The organism is Citrobacter sp. RHBSTW-00859 (genome assembly GCF_013729795.1).
In the GTDB taxonomy this organism is placed as follows: Bacteria; Pseudomonadota; Gammaproteobacteria; order Enterobacterales; family Enterobacteriaceae; genus Citrobacter; species Citrobacter braakii.
Genome location: NZ_CP056284.1, coordinates 54,091 through 71,136, shown reverse-complemented (window position 1 = coordinate 71,136; position 17,046 = coordinate 54,091). Strand labels below are relative to the sequence as shown.

At 46.4% G+C, this 17,046-nt stretch carries 15 protein-coding genes, 1 tRNA gene and 1 pseudogene; 11 read left to right on the top strand and 6 right to left on the bottom strand.

All coding sequences use genetic code 11. From position 1 onward, the window contains the following. Nucleotides 1-7: 7 nt before the first annotated feature. Nucleotides 8-1,390: a glycoside-pentoside-hexuronide family transporter gene (locus HV302_RS00350; protein ID WP_181626775.1), complete on the bottom strand. Its 1,383-nt coding sequence runs from the start codon at nt 1,388-1,390 to the stop codon at nt 8-10. 290 nt (nt 1,391-1,680) lie between these two features. Here HV302_RS00350 and HV302_RS00345 point away from each other — a divergent pair. The 4 genes from HV302_RS00345 to HV302_RS00325 all read left to right on the top strand — a co-directional run bounded on the left by HV302_RS00345 (nt 1,681) and on the right by HV302_RS00325 (nt 5,440). Then, a tRNA-Sec gene (locus tag HV302_RS00345) sits at nt 1,681-1,775 on the top strand. 162 nt (nt 1,776-1,937) lie between these two features. Then, a complete protein-coding gene (locus HV302_RS00340; RefSeq protein ID WP_181626774.1) occupies nt 1,938-3,110 on the top strand; it encodes a tyrosine-type recombinase/integrase in 1,173 nt (390 codons plus the stop codon). Between the two features lie 110 nt (nt 3,111-3,220). Further along, nucleotides 3,221-3,952 carry a hypothetical protein gene (locus HV302_RS00330; protein ID WP_202048122.1) on the top strand — a complete coding sequence of 244 codons (732 nt, stop codon included), beginning with the start codon at nt 3,221-3,223 and terminating at the stop codon, nt 3,950-3,952. Then, complete coding sequence (locus HV302_RS00325; RefSeq protein ID WP_181626770.1) at nt 3,953-5,440, top strand: reverse transcriptase domain-containing protein; 1,488 nt, start codon at nt 3,953-3,955, stop codon at nt 5,438-5,440. It begins immediately after the preceding gene. A gap of 445 nt (nt 5,441-5,885) precedes the next feature. Here HV302_RS00325 and HV302_RS00320 read toward each other — a convergent pair. Then, nucleotides 5,886-6,023 (bottom strand): annotated as a pseudogene (locus HV302_RS00320) (phage polarity suppression protein); the annotation flags it as partial. A gap of 212 nt (nt 6,024-6,235) precedes the next feature. Between HV302_RS00320 and HV302_RS28105 the strand changes: the two are divergent. After that, complete coding sequence (locus HV302_RS28105; protein ID WP_308457948.1) at nt 6,236-6,418, top strand: DUF6680 family protein; 183 nt, start codon at nt 6,236-6,238, stop codon at nt 6,416-6,418. A gap of 70 nt (nt 6,419-6,488) precedes the next feature. Here the strand turns inward: HV302_RS28105 and HV302_RS00315 are convergent, their stop codons facing one another. Then, the gene (locus HV302_RS00315) at nt 6,489-6,680 is read right to left on the bottom strand and encodes a toxin-antitoxin system HicB family antitoxin (protein WP_003844491.1); all 192 of its coding nucleotides are present in this window, start codon (nt 6,678-6,680) and stop codon (nt 6,489-6,491) included. Nucleotides 6,681-6,817: 137 nt separating this feature from the next. On the opposite strand from HV302_RS00315, the gene HV302_RS00310 reads away from it, so the two are divergent. Beyond that, nucleotides 6,818-7,108 (top strand): SymE family type I addiction module toxin, encoded by a 291-nt coding sequence (locus HV302_RS00310; protein WP_141895750.1) that lies wholly within the window; start codon nt 6,818-6,820, stop codon nt 7,106-7,108. A 135-nt stretch (nt 7,109-7,243) separates the two neighbouring features. On the opposite strand, the gene misL is transcribed toward HV302_RS00310, so the two are convergent. Continuing rightward, nucleotides 7,244-10,078 carry an intestinal colonization autotransporter adhesin MisL gene (gene misL, locus HV302_RS00305; protein WP_181626769.1) on the bottom strand — a complete coding sequence of 945 codons (2,835 nt, stop codon included), beginning with the start codon at nt 10,076-10,078 and terminating at the stop codon, nt 7,244-7,246. A 75-nt stretch (nt 10,079-10,153) separates the two neighbouring features. Continuing rightward, a complete protein-coding gene (locus HV302_RS00300; protein WP_016155022.1) occupies nt 10,154-10,771 on the bottom strand; it encodes a helix-turn-helix transcriptional regulator in 618 nt (205 codons plus the stop codon). 577 nt (nt 10,772-11,348) lie between these two features. Here HV302_RS00300 and HV302_RS00295 point away from each other — a divergent pair. Both HV302_RS00295 and HV302_RS00290 read left to right on the top strand, forming a co-directional pair. Beyond that, nucleotides 11,349-12,122, top strand: coding sequence for a winged helix-turn-helix domain-containing protein (locus HV302_RS00295; protein WP_181626768.1), 774 nt, complete (start codon nt 11,349-11,351; stop codon nt 12,120-12,122). Further along, nucleotides 12,119-12,349, top strand: a complete 231-nt coding sequence (locus tag HV302_RS00290) for a hypothetical protein (RefSeq protein ID WP_326928743.1) — start codon at nt 12,119-12,121, stop codon at nt 12,347-12,349. Before HV302_RS00295 ends, HV302_RS00290 begins: the two co-directional genes overlap by 4 nt. Before the next feature lie 10 nt (nt 12,350-12,359). Here HV302_RS00290 and HV302_RS00285 read toward each other — a convergent pair. Continuing rightward, nucleotides 12,360-13,057, bottom strand: a protein-coding gene (locus HV302_RS00285) for an IS1 family transposase (RefSeq protein WP_223429336.1) whose coding sequence is annotated in 2 segments (ribosomal slippage) — nt 12,360-12,808 and nt 12,808-13,057 — 699 coding nt in all. Because the reading frame shifts where the segments join, the coding sequence is not laid out codon by codon here. Nucleotides 13,058-13,098: 41 nt separating this feature from the next. Here HV302_RS00285 and HV302_RS00280 point away from each other — a divergent pair. From HV302_RS00280 to HV302_RS00270, 3 genes are read left to right on the top strand one after another with little or no spacing between them, the layout of a single operon-like run. Then, entirely contained in the window at nt 13,099-13,575 is a 477-nt protein-coding gene (locus HV302_RS00280) for a fimbrial biogenesis chaperone (protein WP_326928742.1), read from the top strand. Nucleotides 13,576-13,593: 18 nt separating this feature from the next. Next, entirely contained in the window at nt 13,594-16,056 is a 2,463-nt protein-coding gene (locus tag HV302_RS00275) for a fimbria/pilus outer membrane usher protein (RefSeq protein ID WP_181626767.1), read from the top strand. Further along, the gene (locus HV302_RS00270; protein WP_181626766.1) at nt 16,047-16,994 is read left to right on the top strand and encodes a fimbrial protein; all 948 of its coding nucleotides are present in this window, start codon (nt 16,047-16,049) and stop codon (nt 16,992-16,994) included. The genes HV302_RS00275 and HV302_RS00270 overlap by 10 nt, the downstream gene beginning before the upstream one ends. The last annotated feature ends 52 nt before the right edge of the window (nt 16,995-17,046 follow it).

The window sequence follows — 17,046 nt, the reverse complement described above, 5'->3', positions numbered from 1 at the left end:
CAGTTCCTTAGTTCTGTAATTCTTTCGTCGTGAAATCCTGCTGGTTGCGGCGCGCGCCCTGAGCCAACTGACTCATAATTTCCGTCAGATACGGCGTTTTCAGGGTATAGAAGCGTTTGGCAATCACGGCACTCAGCAGGTAACAAATCGCCGGGACAATGGTGAACAGGGCGATGATGATGTTAATGGTGGCGCTGTTCTGGGTTTTCGCGGCGGCGTCGTAGCCCCCGCCCGCCAGCATCCAGCCGATCAGCGCCCCGCCGAGCGCCAGACCCAGCTTGAGCACGATCAACGTGCCCGCAAAGCTGATCCCCGTCAGGCGTTTACCGTTGCACCATTCGCCGTAATCAACGGTGTCGGACATCATTACCCACTGGATTGGCGTAACGAGCTGGTGCAGTACACCAATGACAAAAATAAAGATAAACATGGTGATGCTGGCGTGCATCGGCACAAAGAACATCGCCAGGCTCGCTACCGCCAGCGCAGCGTTGGTCCACCAGAAGACGCTGACTTTGCATTTCCAGTCGGTCAGCGGTTTTGCCAGCGCAGAGCCGATCAGGTTGCCGACGCAATAGGCGGTGAGAAAGGCGACAAACACCTCCGGCTTACCCAAAATCCAGGTGACGTAATACATCATCGCCCCGCCACGAACGCAGACGGCCAGAATATTGAGGATGGTCAGCAGGCCGACGATGCGCCATTGGTCGTTTTGCCAGATGTCGCGCAGGTCTTCACGCATAGAGGTGGTGCTCGGCGGCGCTTCCACGCGTTCTTTGGTAGTGAAGAAGCAGAACGCCAGCATCAGGAACGCCACCACGGAGAGCACCGCAATCCCGCCTTGAAAGCCGAACGCTTTATCCTCGCCACCAATCAGATTCACCAGCGGCATCATCAGCACGGTGGAGAGCATGCCGCCCGCCGTCGCCAGCACAAAGCGCCATGATTGCAGGGAGATACGCTGCGTTGGGTCATTAGTGATCACGCCGCCCAGCGCGCAGTAGGGAATATTGACCACGGTATAAAGCAGGGTCAGCAGCGTGTAGGTGATTGCGGCATAAATCATTTTGCCGTTCAGGCTGAGATCCGGCGTGCTATAGGCCAGCACGCAAACCAGACCAAACGGCAGTGCGCCGAACAGCACCCATGGGCGGAATTTCCCCCAGCGCGAACGGGTACGGTCGGCCAGCAGCCCCATGCAAGGGTCTGAGATGGCATCCAGCGCGCGGGCCAGTAAGAACATGGTGCCGACAAATCCGGCTGGGATACCAAAAATATCGGTATAGAAGAACATCATATATAACATGACATTATCGAAGATAATGTGGCTAGCCGCATCGCCCATTCCGTAGCCAATCTTCTCTTTAACAGACAGAATTTCACTTTTCATTACGCATCCTTGTTAGCACTTTCACACGCCCTGATACCGGTTACAGTTCTTGTAAACCATCCCTGTGAGCGCGGGTATTCCGATATCTCGTTATCAAATTACGATTCTTGTTTTCTGTGATCAGCGTAGCGTCTAAAAATGTGTCTAAGTGTAAGTAATGGATTTTGCGGGGATTTATTTGAAACTGGTCATGGTATAGAGAAACGGAAGTTAAAAAAGTGAGTGAGGGGGTGTGGAAACGTTTGGAAGTAGCTATAATGCGCCCCGCCTCCATGTAGCAATCGAGGCGCGGAAGATCGTCATCTCCGGTGAGGTGGCTGGACTTCAAATCCAGTTGGGGACGCCAGCGTTCCCGGGCAGGTTCGACTCCTGTGATCTTCCGCCAAAGTTCCTCCTCATCCATCCGAGAAAGTCTTAAAAACCCTTTATTTTCAATCATCATCATGGACTAATCATCCGTAGCCGTCCGACAAGATCTCCCTGAATCCGTGAAAAATATGTATAGTGATGTGTATAGATCTTTTATACACATTTTTGACTTATACACATGCCACTCACAGACATTCAAATTAAACGAGCAAAGCCCCAAGACAAGCCCTACACATTGAACGATGGACAAGGCCTGTCATTACTCATCAATCCAGACGGCTCAAAGGGCTGGCGCTTCCGCTTTCGTTTTGCCGGTAAAGCACGGCTAATGTCATTTGGCAGCTACGACCTTGTGAGCCTCGCAGAAGCACGTGAGAAACGCGATACAGCTCGTAAGCAGGTAGCAAACGGCATAGACCCAGTAGAAGAACGTAAAGCCCAAAAGCTGGCACAGCAACTCTCAGCAGAGAATTCATTCGAAGCCATATGTCGAGAATGGCACACAAACAAAGCTGACCGCTGGACAGTGGCCTATCGCGAAGAAATCATTAAGACATTTGAACAAGATGTGTTCCCGTTCATTGGTAAACGCCCTATCAGTGAAATCAAACCGTTAGAACTGCTTGAAGTATTGAGACGAATAGAGAAGCGTGGAGCACTAGAGAAGACCAGAAAAGTGCGCCAAAGATGCGGCGAGGTCTATCGCTATGCAATCATAACTGGCCGCGCAGAATACAATCCTGCTCCTGATTTGGCTATTGCTTTGGCCGTTCCGAAGCAAAAACATCATCCATTTTTATCCGCTGAAGAGTTACCTCATTTTATTCGGGATCTTGAAGCGTATACCGGCAGCATCATCACTAAGAATGCGACAAAAATCGTCATGCTGACCGGTGTACGAACCCAAGAGATGCGCTTTGCTACGTGGGAAGAAGTAGACCTCGAAAAAGGTATATGGGAGATACCAGCGGAACGTATGAAAATGCGTAGGCCTCACATTGTTCCTTTATCTACTCAGGTAATTGAGCTATTTAAGCAGCTCAAACCTATTACCGGCCATTATCCCTATATTTTTATTGGGCGGAACAATCATGGCAAACCAATCTCGAAGGAGAGCGTGTCACAAGTGATTGAGTTACTTGGCTACAAAGGACGTGCTACCGGTCACGGTTTTAGACATACGATGTCGACAATCCTGCATGAACAAGGGTTTGATAGTGCATGGATTGAGATGCAATTAGCGCATGTTGATAAAAACAGCATTCGTGGCATTTACAATCATGCCAGTTACGAACAAAATAGAAGAAAAATGTTACAATGGTACGCTGACTACATTCTAAAAAGGGATTGATTTCATGCAAGATGTAATTAATTGGGTTTTATTAAATAAAGAATGGCTATTCTCTGGCGTAGGATTGCTAGCTATTACTGTTATCGCAAAAATCTTCTTTCGGTCTAAAAATGATGGGATTAAATCAAATAAACAAAAATCTTGCATGTTTTCAATTGGGTCGAATAATAAAACAAAAAATACTCAGAAAAATGAGCAATAGCAACGCTCAAAAATCAAATGTAAACATTCTTGGTTCAAATAATGAAACCAAGGTCAACCAATTCAACATTTCAATTTACGCCAATGATGTTTTGTCAATTACAAATGAACTTAGAGAGAATATAATAGATACCCTAGAGGGCGAATTAGTTAATTCTGAGCTTAATGTTTTTTTATGCTATCCGAACATTTTGAAAGATAAATTATTTGACTCTTGCATCAACAATCTTAAAACCGAACTTAGTAAAATAGATGCTGTGATTTATGAGGGGGGAGGAAAGCAAACTCTGCCCGATACTGAAAGTGTGTATATACATATAGCGGAATTAGATTTTATTAACAAAAAGTGTGATAGTATCATCATATTCGTCTTAGATGAGTTAACCCTATCACAGATAACTTTAATAAGTTATTACAAAATAACTAAAGATATTAAAAATCCAGATTTGATAGTCATCTGCAATGACAAAATAAAAAATCTCGATCGTTTTTTTTCATTAGGTGTTCTTCAATATTGTGACGATAACAGCATTAAAATATTTGACATATCCGATATTGAAGATGAAAAAATTGAAAATATTATTAGACGAGTCAGGAATAAAAAGCTCGTTTCTAAAAATAAAGGCCTTTTGGGAGGATAAATGTCTAACTCAATAAACTTTCGCTTACTTTTATGGGCCACCTCAATTATTCAACCTGCAGCCCCATCTGAGATATTATATTACTTGAGATTAATATTAACAGATGACGGAGCATTACCAAACATTGATTCATTGAAACAGCACCTTAAAGAATTACATAAAATTGGCTATGTGGAATTAGTTTCCATTAAAAACGAGCTGTATTCTATAACTCCCTCTGGCGATGAAAAACTTTCAGCAAATTTAAAAAAACTAAGAGACAAGTTGCGTATTTTCCTTCTTGACAAATGCCATAAATCCACTAAATTGGGTGTGCTAGCCTCTACTGATACAAAGAATATGGACGGCGCACCGCCGTCTTTGCAGTTAAGGCCTTACATAAAAGAGGTTCCGCACCCAAGCCTGTCTTGGGCGTCCGGGACCTTGCCCAGCCGCCCAAGACAGGCTTGGGTGCGGATCTTTGAGCAATTACGAATTGGTTCAATGTCCAGTAGTCAGGCTAGCATCCTTTCAAAAGATAGTGATAGCCTAATTCCCGAAAAAAAAATTATCGCAGCTCCAATTTTCTATTCTTACAAGTCACTAAACAGTCCCCTTTTCGAAAATAACGGCATTTTAACGGTCGCATCTTGTATCGGACTTACACCACGACTTATAAGCTCTATGATAAAAAATCCAGATAGATATTATCGGATTTTTGATATGCGTAAAAAGAGCGGTGGTGTTAGAAAAATATCAGCACCACGGAAATTCATGAAGGTAACACAGTACTGGATAAATGATTATTTTTTGAATAGACTAAATATTCACTCCTCATGTTTCTCATATAGAAAGGGGATCAGTATTCATGACAATGCTTATCCACATCAAAATAATAAGTTCATTGCCAATATAGACATTGAAAACTATTTTGGTTCCATTAATAAAACCATGATAAAGAACTGTCTTTTAAGAAATAATATATCTGAACATATAGTTAATACTATTGCAGGTTTAACAACTCTCTATGGTACTTTACCACAGGGTGCACCTACTAGTCCTAATATATCAAATGCCATATTGTTTGAATTCGATGAATTAATGACAAACCAAGCTTTAGTTAGAGACTGTGTATACACTCGATATTCTGACGATATAACTATAAGTGGCGATAATAGACATTTAATAGAAGAACTTGTCAGCCTCGCGAAAAATAAAATAAACTCCATGGGCTTTACCTTAAATAATGCAAAATATAGGCTGCTCTCATATAACAACAGACAAGCGGTTACTGGGATCTTAATTAAAGGCCCACTAAGGCCACCTAGAGCATATCGCCGAAGAGTTAGAGCAATATTTGATCAAGCAATAAAGTCAAATGATCAAACCTCGTTAACAATTAATGCGTTAAAGGGGCATTTAAATTATTTACAGTCATTCAAAAAATATGGCTTCAGCTTTGAAGAAACTAAATATTCATTAATCATTGAAAAATTAACAAAAAAGTAAAACATCACTATTTACAACGCCATTTTAGGATGGCGTTATTGTATCCACTATGTAAGTTATCGAAGTACTTATTGATTATTTATCCAATTCAATAGCAATCGAACAAACTTATGGAAGATAATTTCTGCGGCTTATGGCTGATTTTTATTTCCACTCCTCAAAGATTCGTCACGACCTCAAACCTTTTGACACTCCCGAGGCCCCGTACGGCGCGGTGATCCGTTCAGGCCATGAAAAATAATAACTTTAATGCTGGCGCGCAATGCTCTCCCCGCCACGCCTGCCCGCTTCGTGGGGCACTTTTAATGCAGGCGCATGAAGGGGCTCAGGCCGCGCCAGTGCTGGTGCTCCGGGGTGTGGAAAATTCAGGGTTTTGCATGCAAAGCCATGCAGCGTAGGCATGCATGGCTATTTTTATTAAAAAGACGGGTATTTTCGGGGCGTTTTATGCGGATTTTTTGCGGGTCTGCGCGGCCTGTCTGCGCATGAAAATCTGACTCTGTTCAGGCGTATATTTTGCCCGGTTGTCGTCTCTCGATGCTCTGTCAGGCCGGAAACCGATGGTTGTCAGAATCTCGCGATCTTCCGCCAAAATGCTCATATCATCCTCAAAGATTTTATTTCGTCTCAATTGTCATAACCTTCAGAATTAAGGAAAAGACAATAAATTTAGCACTAACTGTCGCTACTGTTTTGCTACGCTTTTAAGTCCTTTGCTCGCAGTCCGAGCACAAAAACTTATCGAAAAACACTCCTTTATGCACACACTTTCCAGAAAGTGAGAGTGGTAACACGATATGGGATCAGACTAGCCATAGACTTTTTGCGAATTTACTTTCTGTTATGGCTAAAGATATAGGCTACGATTTTGATCGAGTTCATTTGCAGAATACTATTTATATAGCTGTTGCTCACGGGCAAATAAATTTAGATAATCTAAAAATTCGCAAAGGGATGGCTTCAATTTTCTCTGGTTAAACAGCATTGAAAATGGATGTAGTTTCTTTTCCCGAATCCTCTGACGCCTAAAATTCTTAATAGAATTAACCTACATTTCTGGTTCAATACCTAATTTACGTAATTCATTTCTCCCCAAGGTTTTGAGCCAATTCCCCAAACTCATCCCCTCTGCTTTTGCGGCAGCCTCAAATTGCGCCTTTAACTCCGGAGTGATACGAATCTGGAAAGTCGGTGCTTTTCCAGATTTGGACTGATTTGGGTCGCGTTTAGCCGTTGACATATACGTACCTACAAGCGCAAGATATCACCAATCAGGTACGTACCTTTTATATCTGACGACCTGACTCATAAACGCTCTCGCCCGGTATTCGCAGTACCCGACGAGAGCTAACCTCACCAACTATCAAGGAGTTGATTATGGCTGATTCGCATTCTACCCCAGACACCGACCAATCCGGAACCGAGCATTCGGTAATTGTGGGATATCGCCCGAATGTTTTCGACAAATCCACACCCAAAATTATTCTTTCCGGCAAGTGGCTACGCGAAGCGGGGTTTGATACCGGGCAACAGATTACCGTAAAAGTGATGAATGGCTGTATCGTCCTGATGGTCTATGGCGAGCAGGAACAACGGCTGCAGGATGAGCTGCAAGAAGCAAATCAGAAGTTAAAAAGAATTGAGAGCACGCTGGCGACTCTCCAGTAACGTATAACTGAACCTGTAAGCGTTAATTACAGGTTTACCAGGTGCCGGATGGCGCTAACGCTTATCCGGCCTCCCCCCACAAAAAATAAAGCCGCCGATCGGTTAATCAGCGGCTTTTTGTCACCTGCAGTTACGTCAGAAGTTATATTTCACGCCCAGCATACCGCGGGTATCGCTGTAGCCTTTGTCACCAACCTGTTGGGCCACGTTGCTCCACACGTTGAGGCGCGGAGTGATTTGACCTTCAACACCGACTTTCAGCTCGCCAATGTTCTTGGTGCCACGCATGTCGTTGCTCACATCGTCCATCTTCACGCGAGTCGTCTGCGTGTTGTGGATCCAGTTGGCTTCAACAAACGGCTGGAACTCACGAGATTTACCGTCGTCGATGGCGTTGTGACCGTTGATAAAGGCTTTTACCCCCAGACGGGTCATCAGGTTGCCATCGGTGTTGTCCTTCACGCGGGTGCCGTTCGCTTCGCGGTGGCTGTCGGCCTGCACGTCCATCCACACCACCTGAGCTTTCGGTTGCAGCCAATAGCTGTTGCGCTCGTTTTCACCCAGTTTGAAGCTGTAACCGGCTTCAACAGAAGCGGTGATCCCGCTGGATTTATATTTCTCCGTCGCCTGCTCCTGACCCATCACCTTGTTATCAAACCAGTTGTACAGCACCCAGGTGTCTACATAAGTGCCGGTCTTGTCAGCGTCATTGGCATACCAGGTGCCGTACAGTCCCACGCTGTAACCAGTGACCTGACCACGTGAATGGTAGCCGGTCAGACTGGACTGCGTGCGGTTCTGGCTGTTGGCATAACCAGCCATCGCGCCGAGGTGCCAGCGGTCGAGGCCATCGCTACTCCACTGCGCCAGGTCACCGCCTAACTGCAGGACATAGCTGTTGCTTTGGGTTTTCAACTGCCCGCTACTGTCTTTGAAGCGGGTATGTGCCCCGACGTTACGCATCCACAGACTGGTGACTTTTTTCTCGCCCGTCAGCATATCGACGTACTGCGTTTCGCCCAGACGATCGTGGAGTCGGGTCATGAACAGCGTGTTAGCAGCGTAGTTGTTCGCCAGATAACTGCCTGCTTCCGGGCGGTACTGCTGCTCAGTGACAGGGGACGCAACAGGTTCTTCCGGCTCAGGGATAATCGGGTCGACAGGATCGACCGGGTCCGGGTCAACAGGACCTGGGTCAATAGGGTCAACCGGGTCCGGGTCAACGGGATCTGGGTCAATAGGGTCAACCGGGTCCGGATCGACAGGGTCCGGCTCTTCCGGATCCGGCGGAGCAGGAATAAAGCTGGTCAGATACCAGTTGCTGCCCTTTTGCACCACGTTATAGTCGTACGCACCGGCAACAATACGGCCCGCTTTCTCAAAAGTACCGTCAGAATTACCGGCCACTTCGATGATCTCAATTCCCTCAACGGTTTGCGCCCCGGTTCCGCCAATATTGTTCACCGCCACAAACGCGTTACCCGCGGTGTTGCCGAGCACTTTCAGCTTGTCGGTTTCGGAGGCATCGTCATTCAGGACGGTATTGAAAACGAGTTTTCCGCCGTTGCCGGTAAAATCTTCATTGATAGTAAGCGTCTGCCACGGTTCGCCGTCAGCATGCCCAAAGTTCACCACTGACCCGCCGTTCAGCGTCAGGTCAGTGAGCGTTGAGCTGTTGGTCATGTTCCAGGTCGCATCGCTCATTTGCAGCGAGATAACCCCCGTCCCGGCAGTGGCGCTGGTGACGTATGACGCCCCACTCCACAACGAGTTGTCGGTCATATTGAGTTTGATGGTACTGTTTTGCTGCGGCTGGGTGTTGTTTGCGGCAGTAGCACCGGCGGCGTGAAGATCGCCGTCGATAAGGAAACGCCCGCCAGCAGAACCGTCGACGATGCCGCCCGTTTCTGTACTGATGGCATAGCTTTCATTGCTGTGATTGCCCGCCATAGCAATAGTAGCGCCGCCACCGAGATTTACCGTGCCGCGTGAAATCGCATACAGGCCGCGTGGGGCCTTGCTGAATGAGTAAACTTTATCGATGCTGTTAACACGAATCGTCGCATTATCACCCAGATTCACCGTCGCATTATAGGAATAGACCGCATGGGCGCTGGCTCCGCTTACCGAAATAGTGGCGTTATTGCCCAGTTCCGTTTTGGAAGATGAGGCGGCGTAGACCCCTATTGAGGAAGTGCCCGATGTCTCGATGGTGGCGTCATTGCCAAGGCGGATTGAGGACCCGCTCTGTCCGGAGCGGATTCCCTCTGAGCTGTTACCGGTAGTCACAATGTGGGCACGATCGCCGACAATAATCGTATTTTTGGCAAGCGTTGCGTCTCTAAACGCGTTGGCGGTGATGCCACGTCCCTGGTTACCGGTGGTTTGAATATACAGATCGTCGCCGACGTAGATGTTTGCTGAGCCTATCCCACCCTGACCGATGGCGTTGTATCCGGCGTTAATACCATCACCATCCTGGCCGTCCACATAAATACTGGTGCGATCCCCGGTGATAATAAAGACTGGATTATCCGGCGTATTAGCCCCGTGCGTGCGGATACCGTCAACATCTTTACCATTATTAGCGGCATTCTTTGACTGTGTGCGAATCGTAAGGTCGTCACCGAAAATAACGCCCGGGCTACCCGTCGCGCTGTTCTGAATAACGGTAATGGTGTGGTCGAAGGCTTCTCCTCCTGGCCCATTCAGCGTTAATCCATGACCATAAACGGGAATGGTACCGGCACTCCACTGATAAACATAATTCGGCGTTTCGCTGTTTTTTTTGAAACTGTCATTCGTCTGTGCAGGAAATAAAGCCTGCAACTCCGGCGAAAGACTGCTCACCAATCCACTGGCAGGAAGACTATCAATATCAATCCAGGCCGCGTGGGTTGAAAATACCATTGACGTTAACGCGGTTGATACCGCTATCGCAATGCGTGAGTAATGCTTAGGTTTTTTCATAATAGCCTCCTGCTTTCGGGCGTAGGGCGTCCACCACATCGCAAAGATGTGAAAATAGTAAGAATCAAAAATGCGTTATAAAATATTCGACAGTATTTGATGAATGCTATGGCCTAATTTATCTTCAAGCCTGAGCTTGTAGACATAGATTTTCTTAATATCTATATTATCTATTTTGGTAATTTGCTGAATACTTTTCCCTGACACAAACCGCTTCAGTAATATCATTTCTGTATAGTTGAGTGAGCGTCCGCGTTTACTGTTCGCAAGGTGGCCGGTAAATAATCGGCGAATTTTCTGATGCTGAACTTCATCATCATCATCGGAATATATAATCCCTTGTATTTTATTGCTTTTCGACAGCCAGTAGTTGGCTAACGGCGCGAGATTCCTGTCCGCTATCAACACAATATACATACCGCTGTAGGCCAGCCGGTCAACCCATTGCGGATCGGCGAACAGGCGCAAGTTTGGGAAGGAAAAGTCCACAAAAATAAACCCACGCGACAAATGATTTTGATTATTAAGGAGAAGTTTTTCAATAATTCCTTTTTGCAGAAAACTATTTCCCTCTGGCCAGATCGCAAAAGTGGCTCGGTGACAGTAGTTGGCGCGTACCACAGTATCCGGAAATAATTGACAGGATAATTCACAGCTTATGCAACGAACACTCTGTGATGGTGATCTCTTCATCAAAAATGACTCCTGTTATTTTTCCATAAATATTTCATTGGTAAATAAATGTGTCAATCCGACACGTATGACATTCCTTGTCAGTTAATAACAGTGACACTTAAAAAATGTAATAAACTCCTGATACGCTATTATGAATAGGCTGTAAGCAATGCGATTGCGCTAAGCTTTTTTCTGCTTTATCTCAGAATAACAGTCTGGGTATTAGGAATTTTATGCATAAATCCAAATCCCAGAATAAAAATTAAAAAAGCACTATTTGCTAAAAATTAACCAATGAAAGGGGTTCTTATTAATTACACAATCCTGATAACTCAATCCCCCTTGAAGTGCTGTTGATAAATATAATGAGAATTCAGATAAAACTGTAATGAATTCTCATTATTTAACATTAGTTAATACTCACCTAAGAATTTACACACGTAACACGTTGTATTTAAAGTATTTTTAATCCTTAAGTGAAATTCTTATCTTCGATCACGTACAAAGAGTGAGGCATATTCACGATTTGGATGTAAAATTTAAGGTATGTGTAGGCACACGCGGTGATACGTTATAGTTACTGAGGGCTGGGCAATTGTACCTTATCAATCAGTTGGTCGAATTTAATCCTGACAGCAAAAGTCTGGTCAATCGTCAGACCGGGCGCGCAATACAACTTCAGCTCCCAGCTTCGCTTTGCTTTCTCTATTTAATTACTCACGCAAGTGACATTGTTTCGCAGAACACATTGATAAAAGTGGGTTGGGGTGAGAGAAATAATGTGACCACAACCAACACATTTTACCAGGCTATTCTGACGCTACGTAACGCGCTGGCGGATGTGGGTCTGCCACGTGATACGGTGAAAACTATTTCACGACGCGGACTCAGATTAAATGGAAATACGCAGGTAGAGGCGATAACGCATCTTCAGAGTGAAGTTTTCCAGTCACCGCTAATAGAGGAATACGCGCCCCCAAAGATAATTCCTCCCGCGGCACAACAAACGACGCGGGTCCCCTGGTGGAATATTATATTTAGCGCTGGCATCGTTATTGCCACTTTGATTATCTGGCTGGTGTGGTATCAGACACGTCCTGTTATGCCGTTTAGTAAATTCATTTCTGTTTCTATGCAGGTCCCATCTCGGCAAAACTGTAAAATTTATTACTCACTGAATGATCACGATCAGGAAAATTATTTCAATCTGATGCAACTGCACCCTTCTCTCTGTGAAAACAACAAGCATGTTTTCCTTTCCGGCTACCGTAAAGCGGAGAGGATCGTGGCATTTGTTTGTGATAAAGATGCACGGGTAGATGCGCACGCGTTTTGTACTACCCATTATTACTGGATGCGCGGGCAATGAAAAAAATACACCACCTTATTTTAATCGTAATCGGCGTGGCGACATTGCTCGGCTCAGGCGGATGGCTATGGCATTCACGCTATGCCGAAAAGCAGCTAAATTGCGTTGGAAATGTCGAATGGAATATTGGCAGCAACCGCTTTGCAGGTACGGTTTCATTTCGGATGTACAAAGATGCAGGGCTAGCGACCATTACCGGAAAACTGTACGGACGTAATACCTGGTAATGACTCCAACTTACTGATAGTGTTTTATGTTCAGATAATGCCCGATGACCTTGTCATGCAGCTCCACCGATTTTGAGAACGACAGTGACTTCCGTCCCAGCCTTGCCAGATGTTGTCTCAGATTCAGGTTATGTCGCTCAATGCGCTGAGTGTAACGCTTGCTGATTACGTGCAGCTTTCCCTTCAGGCGGGATTCATACAGCGGCCAGCCATCCGTCATCCATACCACGACCTCAAAGGCCGACAGCAGGCTCAGAAGACGCTCCAGTGTGGCCAGAGTGCGTTCACCGAAGACGTGCGCCACAACCGTCCTCCGTATCCTGTCATACGCGTAAAACAGCCAGCGCTGACGTGATTTAGCACCGACGTAGCCCCACTGTTCGTCCATTTCCGCGCAGACGATGACGTCACTGCCCGGCTGTATGCGCGAGGTTACCGACTGCGGCCTGAGTTTTTTAAGTGACGTAAAATCGTGTTGAGGCCAACGCCCATAATGCGGGCGGTTGCCCGGCATCCAACGCCATTCATGGCCATATCAATGATTTTCTGGTGCGTACCGGGTTGAGAAGCGGTGTAAGTGAACTGCAGTTGCCATGTTTTACGGCAGTGAGAGCAGAGATAGCGCTGATGTCCGGCAGTGCTTTTGCCGTTACGCACCACCCCGTCAGTAGCTGAACAGGAGGGACAGCTGATAGAAACAGAAGCCACTGGAGCACCTCAAAAACACCATCATACACTAAATCAGTAAGTTGGCAGCATCACCAAAAAATGGACAATCAATAAGAATAAAAAAAGCTATTGATAAACGTATTGCCGCGAACGATCGAGAATCATTATGGTGGTTAAATATTCTGGACATTCCCTCCGTAGATAAAAGCCAGACTACGGAAAACACAGCCATTCTCAATTTAGCCATTCGTTCTCGGTTTAAATTTTTCTGGCGGCCGATCGGTTTAGGAGATCGGCAAAATGCCGAAAGTAAGATGGAATTTATTGCCACCTCTGACGGCATTACGTTGGTCAACCCGACGCCCTTTTTTATCACAGTTGTAGATGTTGTTAGCGCCTCAGGAAACGGGTTATTGAAAGAAAGCATCATGGTTGCGCCTAAAAGTAAAACTAAGGTCAATTCAAAACAAAAAATCAAACCTGGAGAAGCTGTAGTTTTACAAGCAGTGAACGATTACGGCAGCGTCGTGGAATTCAAAACAGCCATTAATAAATAGAAAAAAAAGGAATAAAGAATGGGCTTACGTAAAAGGATCTTAACCATACCCGGCTGCGTAATTTTATATGGTTCGTTATTTTCAGCCATGCTTCATGCAGACAGCACTAGCCGATATGAATTTGATAATGCCATCTTAATGGGCAATGCTTCACTTAACGATTTGCAGTCCTTTAATGCCGCAGGCTTATTGCCCGGGACATATATCGTAGATATTTATATTAATGATAACTGGCGTGGACGTCGTGAACTATTATTCAAAAAAGATAATCACGGCGATTTAGTTAGCTGTTATTCAGAAGCATTTCTCAAAGGCGTGGGCATTAACCCAGAAAAAATGAATCAAACGCTGGCAGCTCACCCTTCACGCTGCGGCAGCATTGCCGATTGGGACACCAGCGGGAAAGCAACGGAGAGACTCAACACCAGCCAGCTTGAGCTGCGCATCACCATCCCGCAGGCTTATGTTGATAATATCGAAAACAATTATGTCCAACCTGAACTCTGGCAACCAGGGGCACCGGCGATTAATTTCAGCTATAACGCCGATTACTACAGCACCCAGCAACGTGGTAACGATCGTTCAAGTACGGACAGCGCCTGGGTGGGAATGGATATCCGAAGCTCTGCTGGAGGGTGGCTAATTGAACATTTTGGTAGCCAAAATTGGGACAGCAAAATAGGTAGCCATTACGCCAATAATCGCACGACGCTAAAACGGCCCATCACTCGTTGGAAATCCATGTTAAGCGCTGGCAAGTTCTATACTGACAGCCAGATGTTCGACAGTATGGCTATTCTCGGAGTGGGATTGGCTTCTGAGGATTTAATGCGCCCGGATAGCACGCTGAACTGGGCGCCGATTATTCGCGGCGTAGCTGAGACCAACGCCCGTATTACCGTCACCCAGGATGGTCAAACCATTCATCAGTCCTCGGTTCCGGCTGGGCCATTCTCGATTGATTCCGTGTTGCCCGCGAATACTGGCGGCGAGTTGCTGGTCACGATTCAGGAATCAGACGGGCGTATCCGCCGCTTTACCGTTCCATACTCTTCGGTACCACAGCTACTAAAACCCGGCATTTCGCGCTATGGCATCACTCTCGGCACCGTCGATGAAGATAATTATGATGAAGATCCGTTTTTAGCCCAGGCCTACTGGCAGTATGGCCTGAACAACTATTTAACGTTGTATACCGGGGCCTCTGGATTCGAGCGCTATCAGTCAGCCCTCATCGGTAGCGGTCTGAACACCCAACTCGGCGCATTCGCCCTTGATATCACCCAATCGCGCCTGAAGCTTGAGGACAATCGTCAACAAGGACAACAGTATCGTCTGACATGGAATAGCACCCTACCCTGGTCGGCAACCGCGCTCTGGCTGGAAGCAAAATACAGTTCACATCACTTTTACGGTCAACGCGATGCGCTGGATGCCCTGGATGCACAGGCATTCGTCAGCCAATATTTCTCGTCACGCGAGAAGCAGTCGTTTAGCGCCAGTATTAATCAGCCGTTATCCGATACCTGGGGCTCATTCTATTTATCCGGCTCTCTTAAGAAGTTCTGGGATCAGCAGGATAATTATCGCCAGTATGCCGTGGGATACACCAATGCCTGGGGCAACCTGACCTGGAGTATATCCGCCCAGCGTTTCTGGAATGAGGATCAACAGGGTTCGGTCACCAAAGATGACCAAATCATGCTCTCATTCAGCTATTTCCTGCCCCGGGATAACGCCGGTTTTACGCAGATCTCCTCTGATAGCTACAGCAATAACGGCAAAGCCAACAATACACGCCTCGGCTTCACGACCTCGACTGATGAGGAAAACAATATCGTTTGGGGAGCCAATACCAGCTATCTCCGCGGCGGTAGTGTGGAATGGGGAGCAAACGGCATGGTGCGTACGCCTTATACCTCGCTGAACGGGACGTGGAGTCAGAGTAACTCATGGCACCAGGTAAGCGGTGGAATGAGTGGCATGCTGGTTGGGCACGCGGGGGGAATAACCTTTTCACCAGAGCGCTCAGATACCGTCGCGCTGGTCTATGCGCCTGATGCGCATGGCGCTCATCTTGAAGGTGTACCTGGAACCCGCTTCGATAAAAATGGCTACGCCATTCTGCCTTGGCTTCGTCCGTGGCGCGTGAATGACGTTACTATCGATCCAAAAGGTTCAACTGAAGGTCTGAACTTTACTAAAACCCAGGCCAAGATTGCGCCTTACGAAGGTAATGTCATTCCAGTCACCTTTGAAACGACGCTCAGAAAACAGAACATTATTTATCCCCGCCTGCAGGGTCAGCAGAGAATGCCATTCGGTGCCATCATCCGCGACAATGCCAATAATCATGTCGGCTACGTCGGACAAGGCGGTGCGCTTTATATTGATGAAACCACCTCACCAGAAGTGTTCGTTTCACTGGAAACAGGGAAATGCACGATCGTGTTAAAAAACCAGGAGGCCACATGTCGGTAATACGTACCGCTTTAATTCTGGGCTGCGCCTTGAGCATTCATCAGACAGCCAGTGCTGCATGTACCCTGACCACACAAAAGTTTATTTTGTCGCCGGAAATCGTTAACGATAAGCAATCAATCCAGTCAGGGGGAGTTATTCAGACGCGCACGCTTTCGCTACAGAATATTCAGGCGTCAGGCTGTACTGACAACCAGCCTTTTTCCGCACAGATTATTGGCGATCGGTCCGCAATGAAACAACCCGGTATTATACGCAGCAATGTGAGTGGGATTGGCATTAAAGTCACCCTGGAAACCTCAACCGGACAAACGATCCAGTGGCCATCAACTTTCAGAGCGACGGCAGATGAATTCAGGAACAGCAAAATAAAGATTGAGTTGATCAAACTGGATGATCAGCTTGCGGCAGGAGCCGCTGCGGGTTCCATCAACCTGCAAATCAGAAGTGAGGCTCAATCGTTGCCCGTGGTGGATATCATTGTGCCGGCAAAATATATCACGATGCTCAACCGGTCATGCGCAATCAAAGGCAACCGCTCGATCAACGTCAAACTGCCCGATATAGCACTTGAGCAATTCAGAGGCTATGGAAGCACTGCGGGAAGAAAACCATTTACTATCGACCTTCTCTGTAAAAGTGATTTTACGACGCCTTCCCGGGTTATTCTAAGCTGGAGCGACACAGAGAATGGTCACCGCAGTATTATCGGTGTACTTAAGAATATCCACCCCAAAGGTGCTGCTGGCATCGGCATTCAGGTGTTAGATCAACAACAACAGCCTGTTAAATTCAATACACCTTCATATATCAATGTAGCACCTCAAGATAAAGGTAATCATTCCATCCCGTTTTATGCTCAGTATTTTCAAACAGCTAACAATGTCAGTCCCGGCATTGTACGTTCAGTTTTGTATTTCAATGCTGAGTACCAATAATTAATCCTAATTTAGGCGTACTGCGAGGTCTTTGCTCCACGCAAGTGGAGCT

What these genes read in the sequence shown, in the direction of transcription:
- HV302_RS00315 (WP_003844491.1), bottom strand. Translation starts at nt 6,680, where the DNA reads ATGTCAACGGCTAAACGCGACCCAAATCAGTCCAAATCTGGAAAAGCA.
- HV302_RS00290 (WP_326928743.1), top strand. Translation starts at nt 12,119, where the DNA reads ATGAAAAAAATACACCACCTTATTTTAATCGTAATCGGCGTGGCGACA.
- misL (WP_181626769.1), bottom strand. Translation starts at nt 10,078, where the DNA reads ATGAAAAAACCTAAGCATTACTCACGCATTGCGATAGCGGTATCAACC.
- HV302_RS00270 (WP_181626766.1), top strand. Translation starts at nt 16,047, where the DNA reads ATGTCGGTAATACGTACCGCTTTAATTCTGGGCTGCGCCTTGAGCATT.
- HV302_RS00300 (WP_016155022.1), bottom strand. Translation starts at nt 10,771, where the DNA reads ATGAAGAGATCACCATCACAGAGTGTTCGTTGCATAAGCTGTGAATTA.
- HV302_RS00310 (WP_141895750.1), top strand. Translation starts at nt 6,818, where the DNA reads ATGGCTGATTCGCATTCTACCCCAGACACCGACCAATCCGGAACCGAG.
- HV302_RS00330 (WP_202048122.1), top strand. Translation starts at nt 3,221, where the DNA reads ATGATGGGATTAAATCAAATAAACAAAAATCTTGCATGTTTTCAATTG.
- HV302_RS00340 (WP_181626774.1), top strand. Translation starts at nt 1,938, where the DNA reads ATGCCACTCACAGACATTCAAATTAAACGAGCAAAGCCCCAAGACAAG.
- HV302_RS00275 (WP_181626767.1), top strand. Translation starts at nt 13,594, where the DNA reads ATGGGCTTACGTAAAAGGATCTTAACCATACCCGGCTGCGTAATTTTA.
- HV302_RS00325 (WP_181626770.1), top strand. Translation starts at nt 3,953, where the DNA reads ATGTCTAACTCAATAAACTTTCGCTTACTTTTATGGGCCACCTCAATT.
- HV302_RS00350 (WP_181626775.1), bottom strand. Translation starts at nt 1,390, where the DNA reads ATGAAAAGTGAAATTCTGTCTGTTAAAGAGAAGATTGGCTACGGAATG.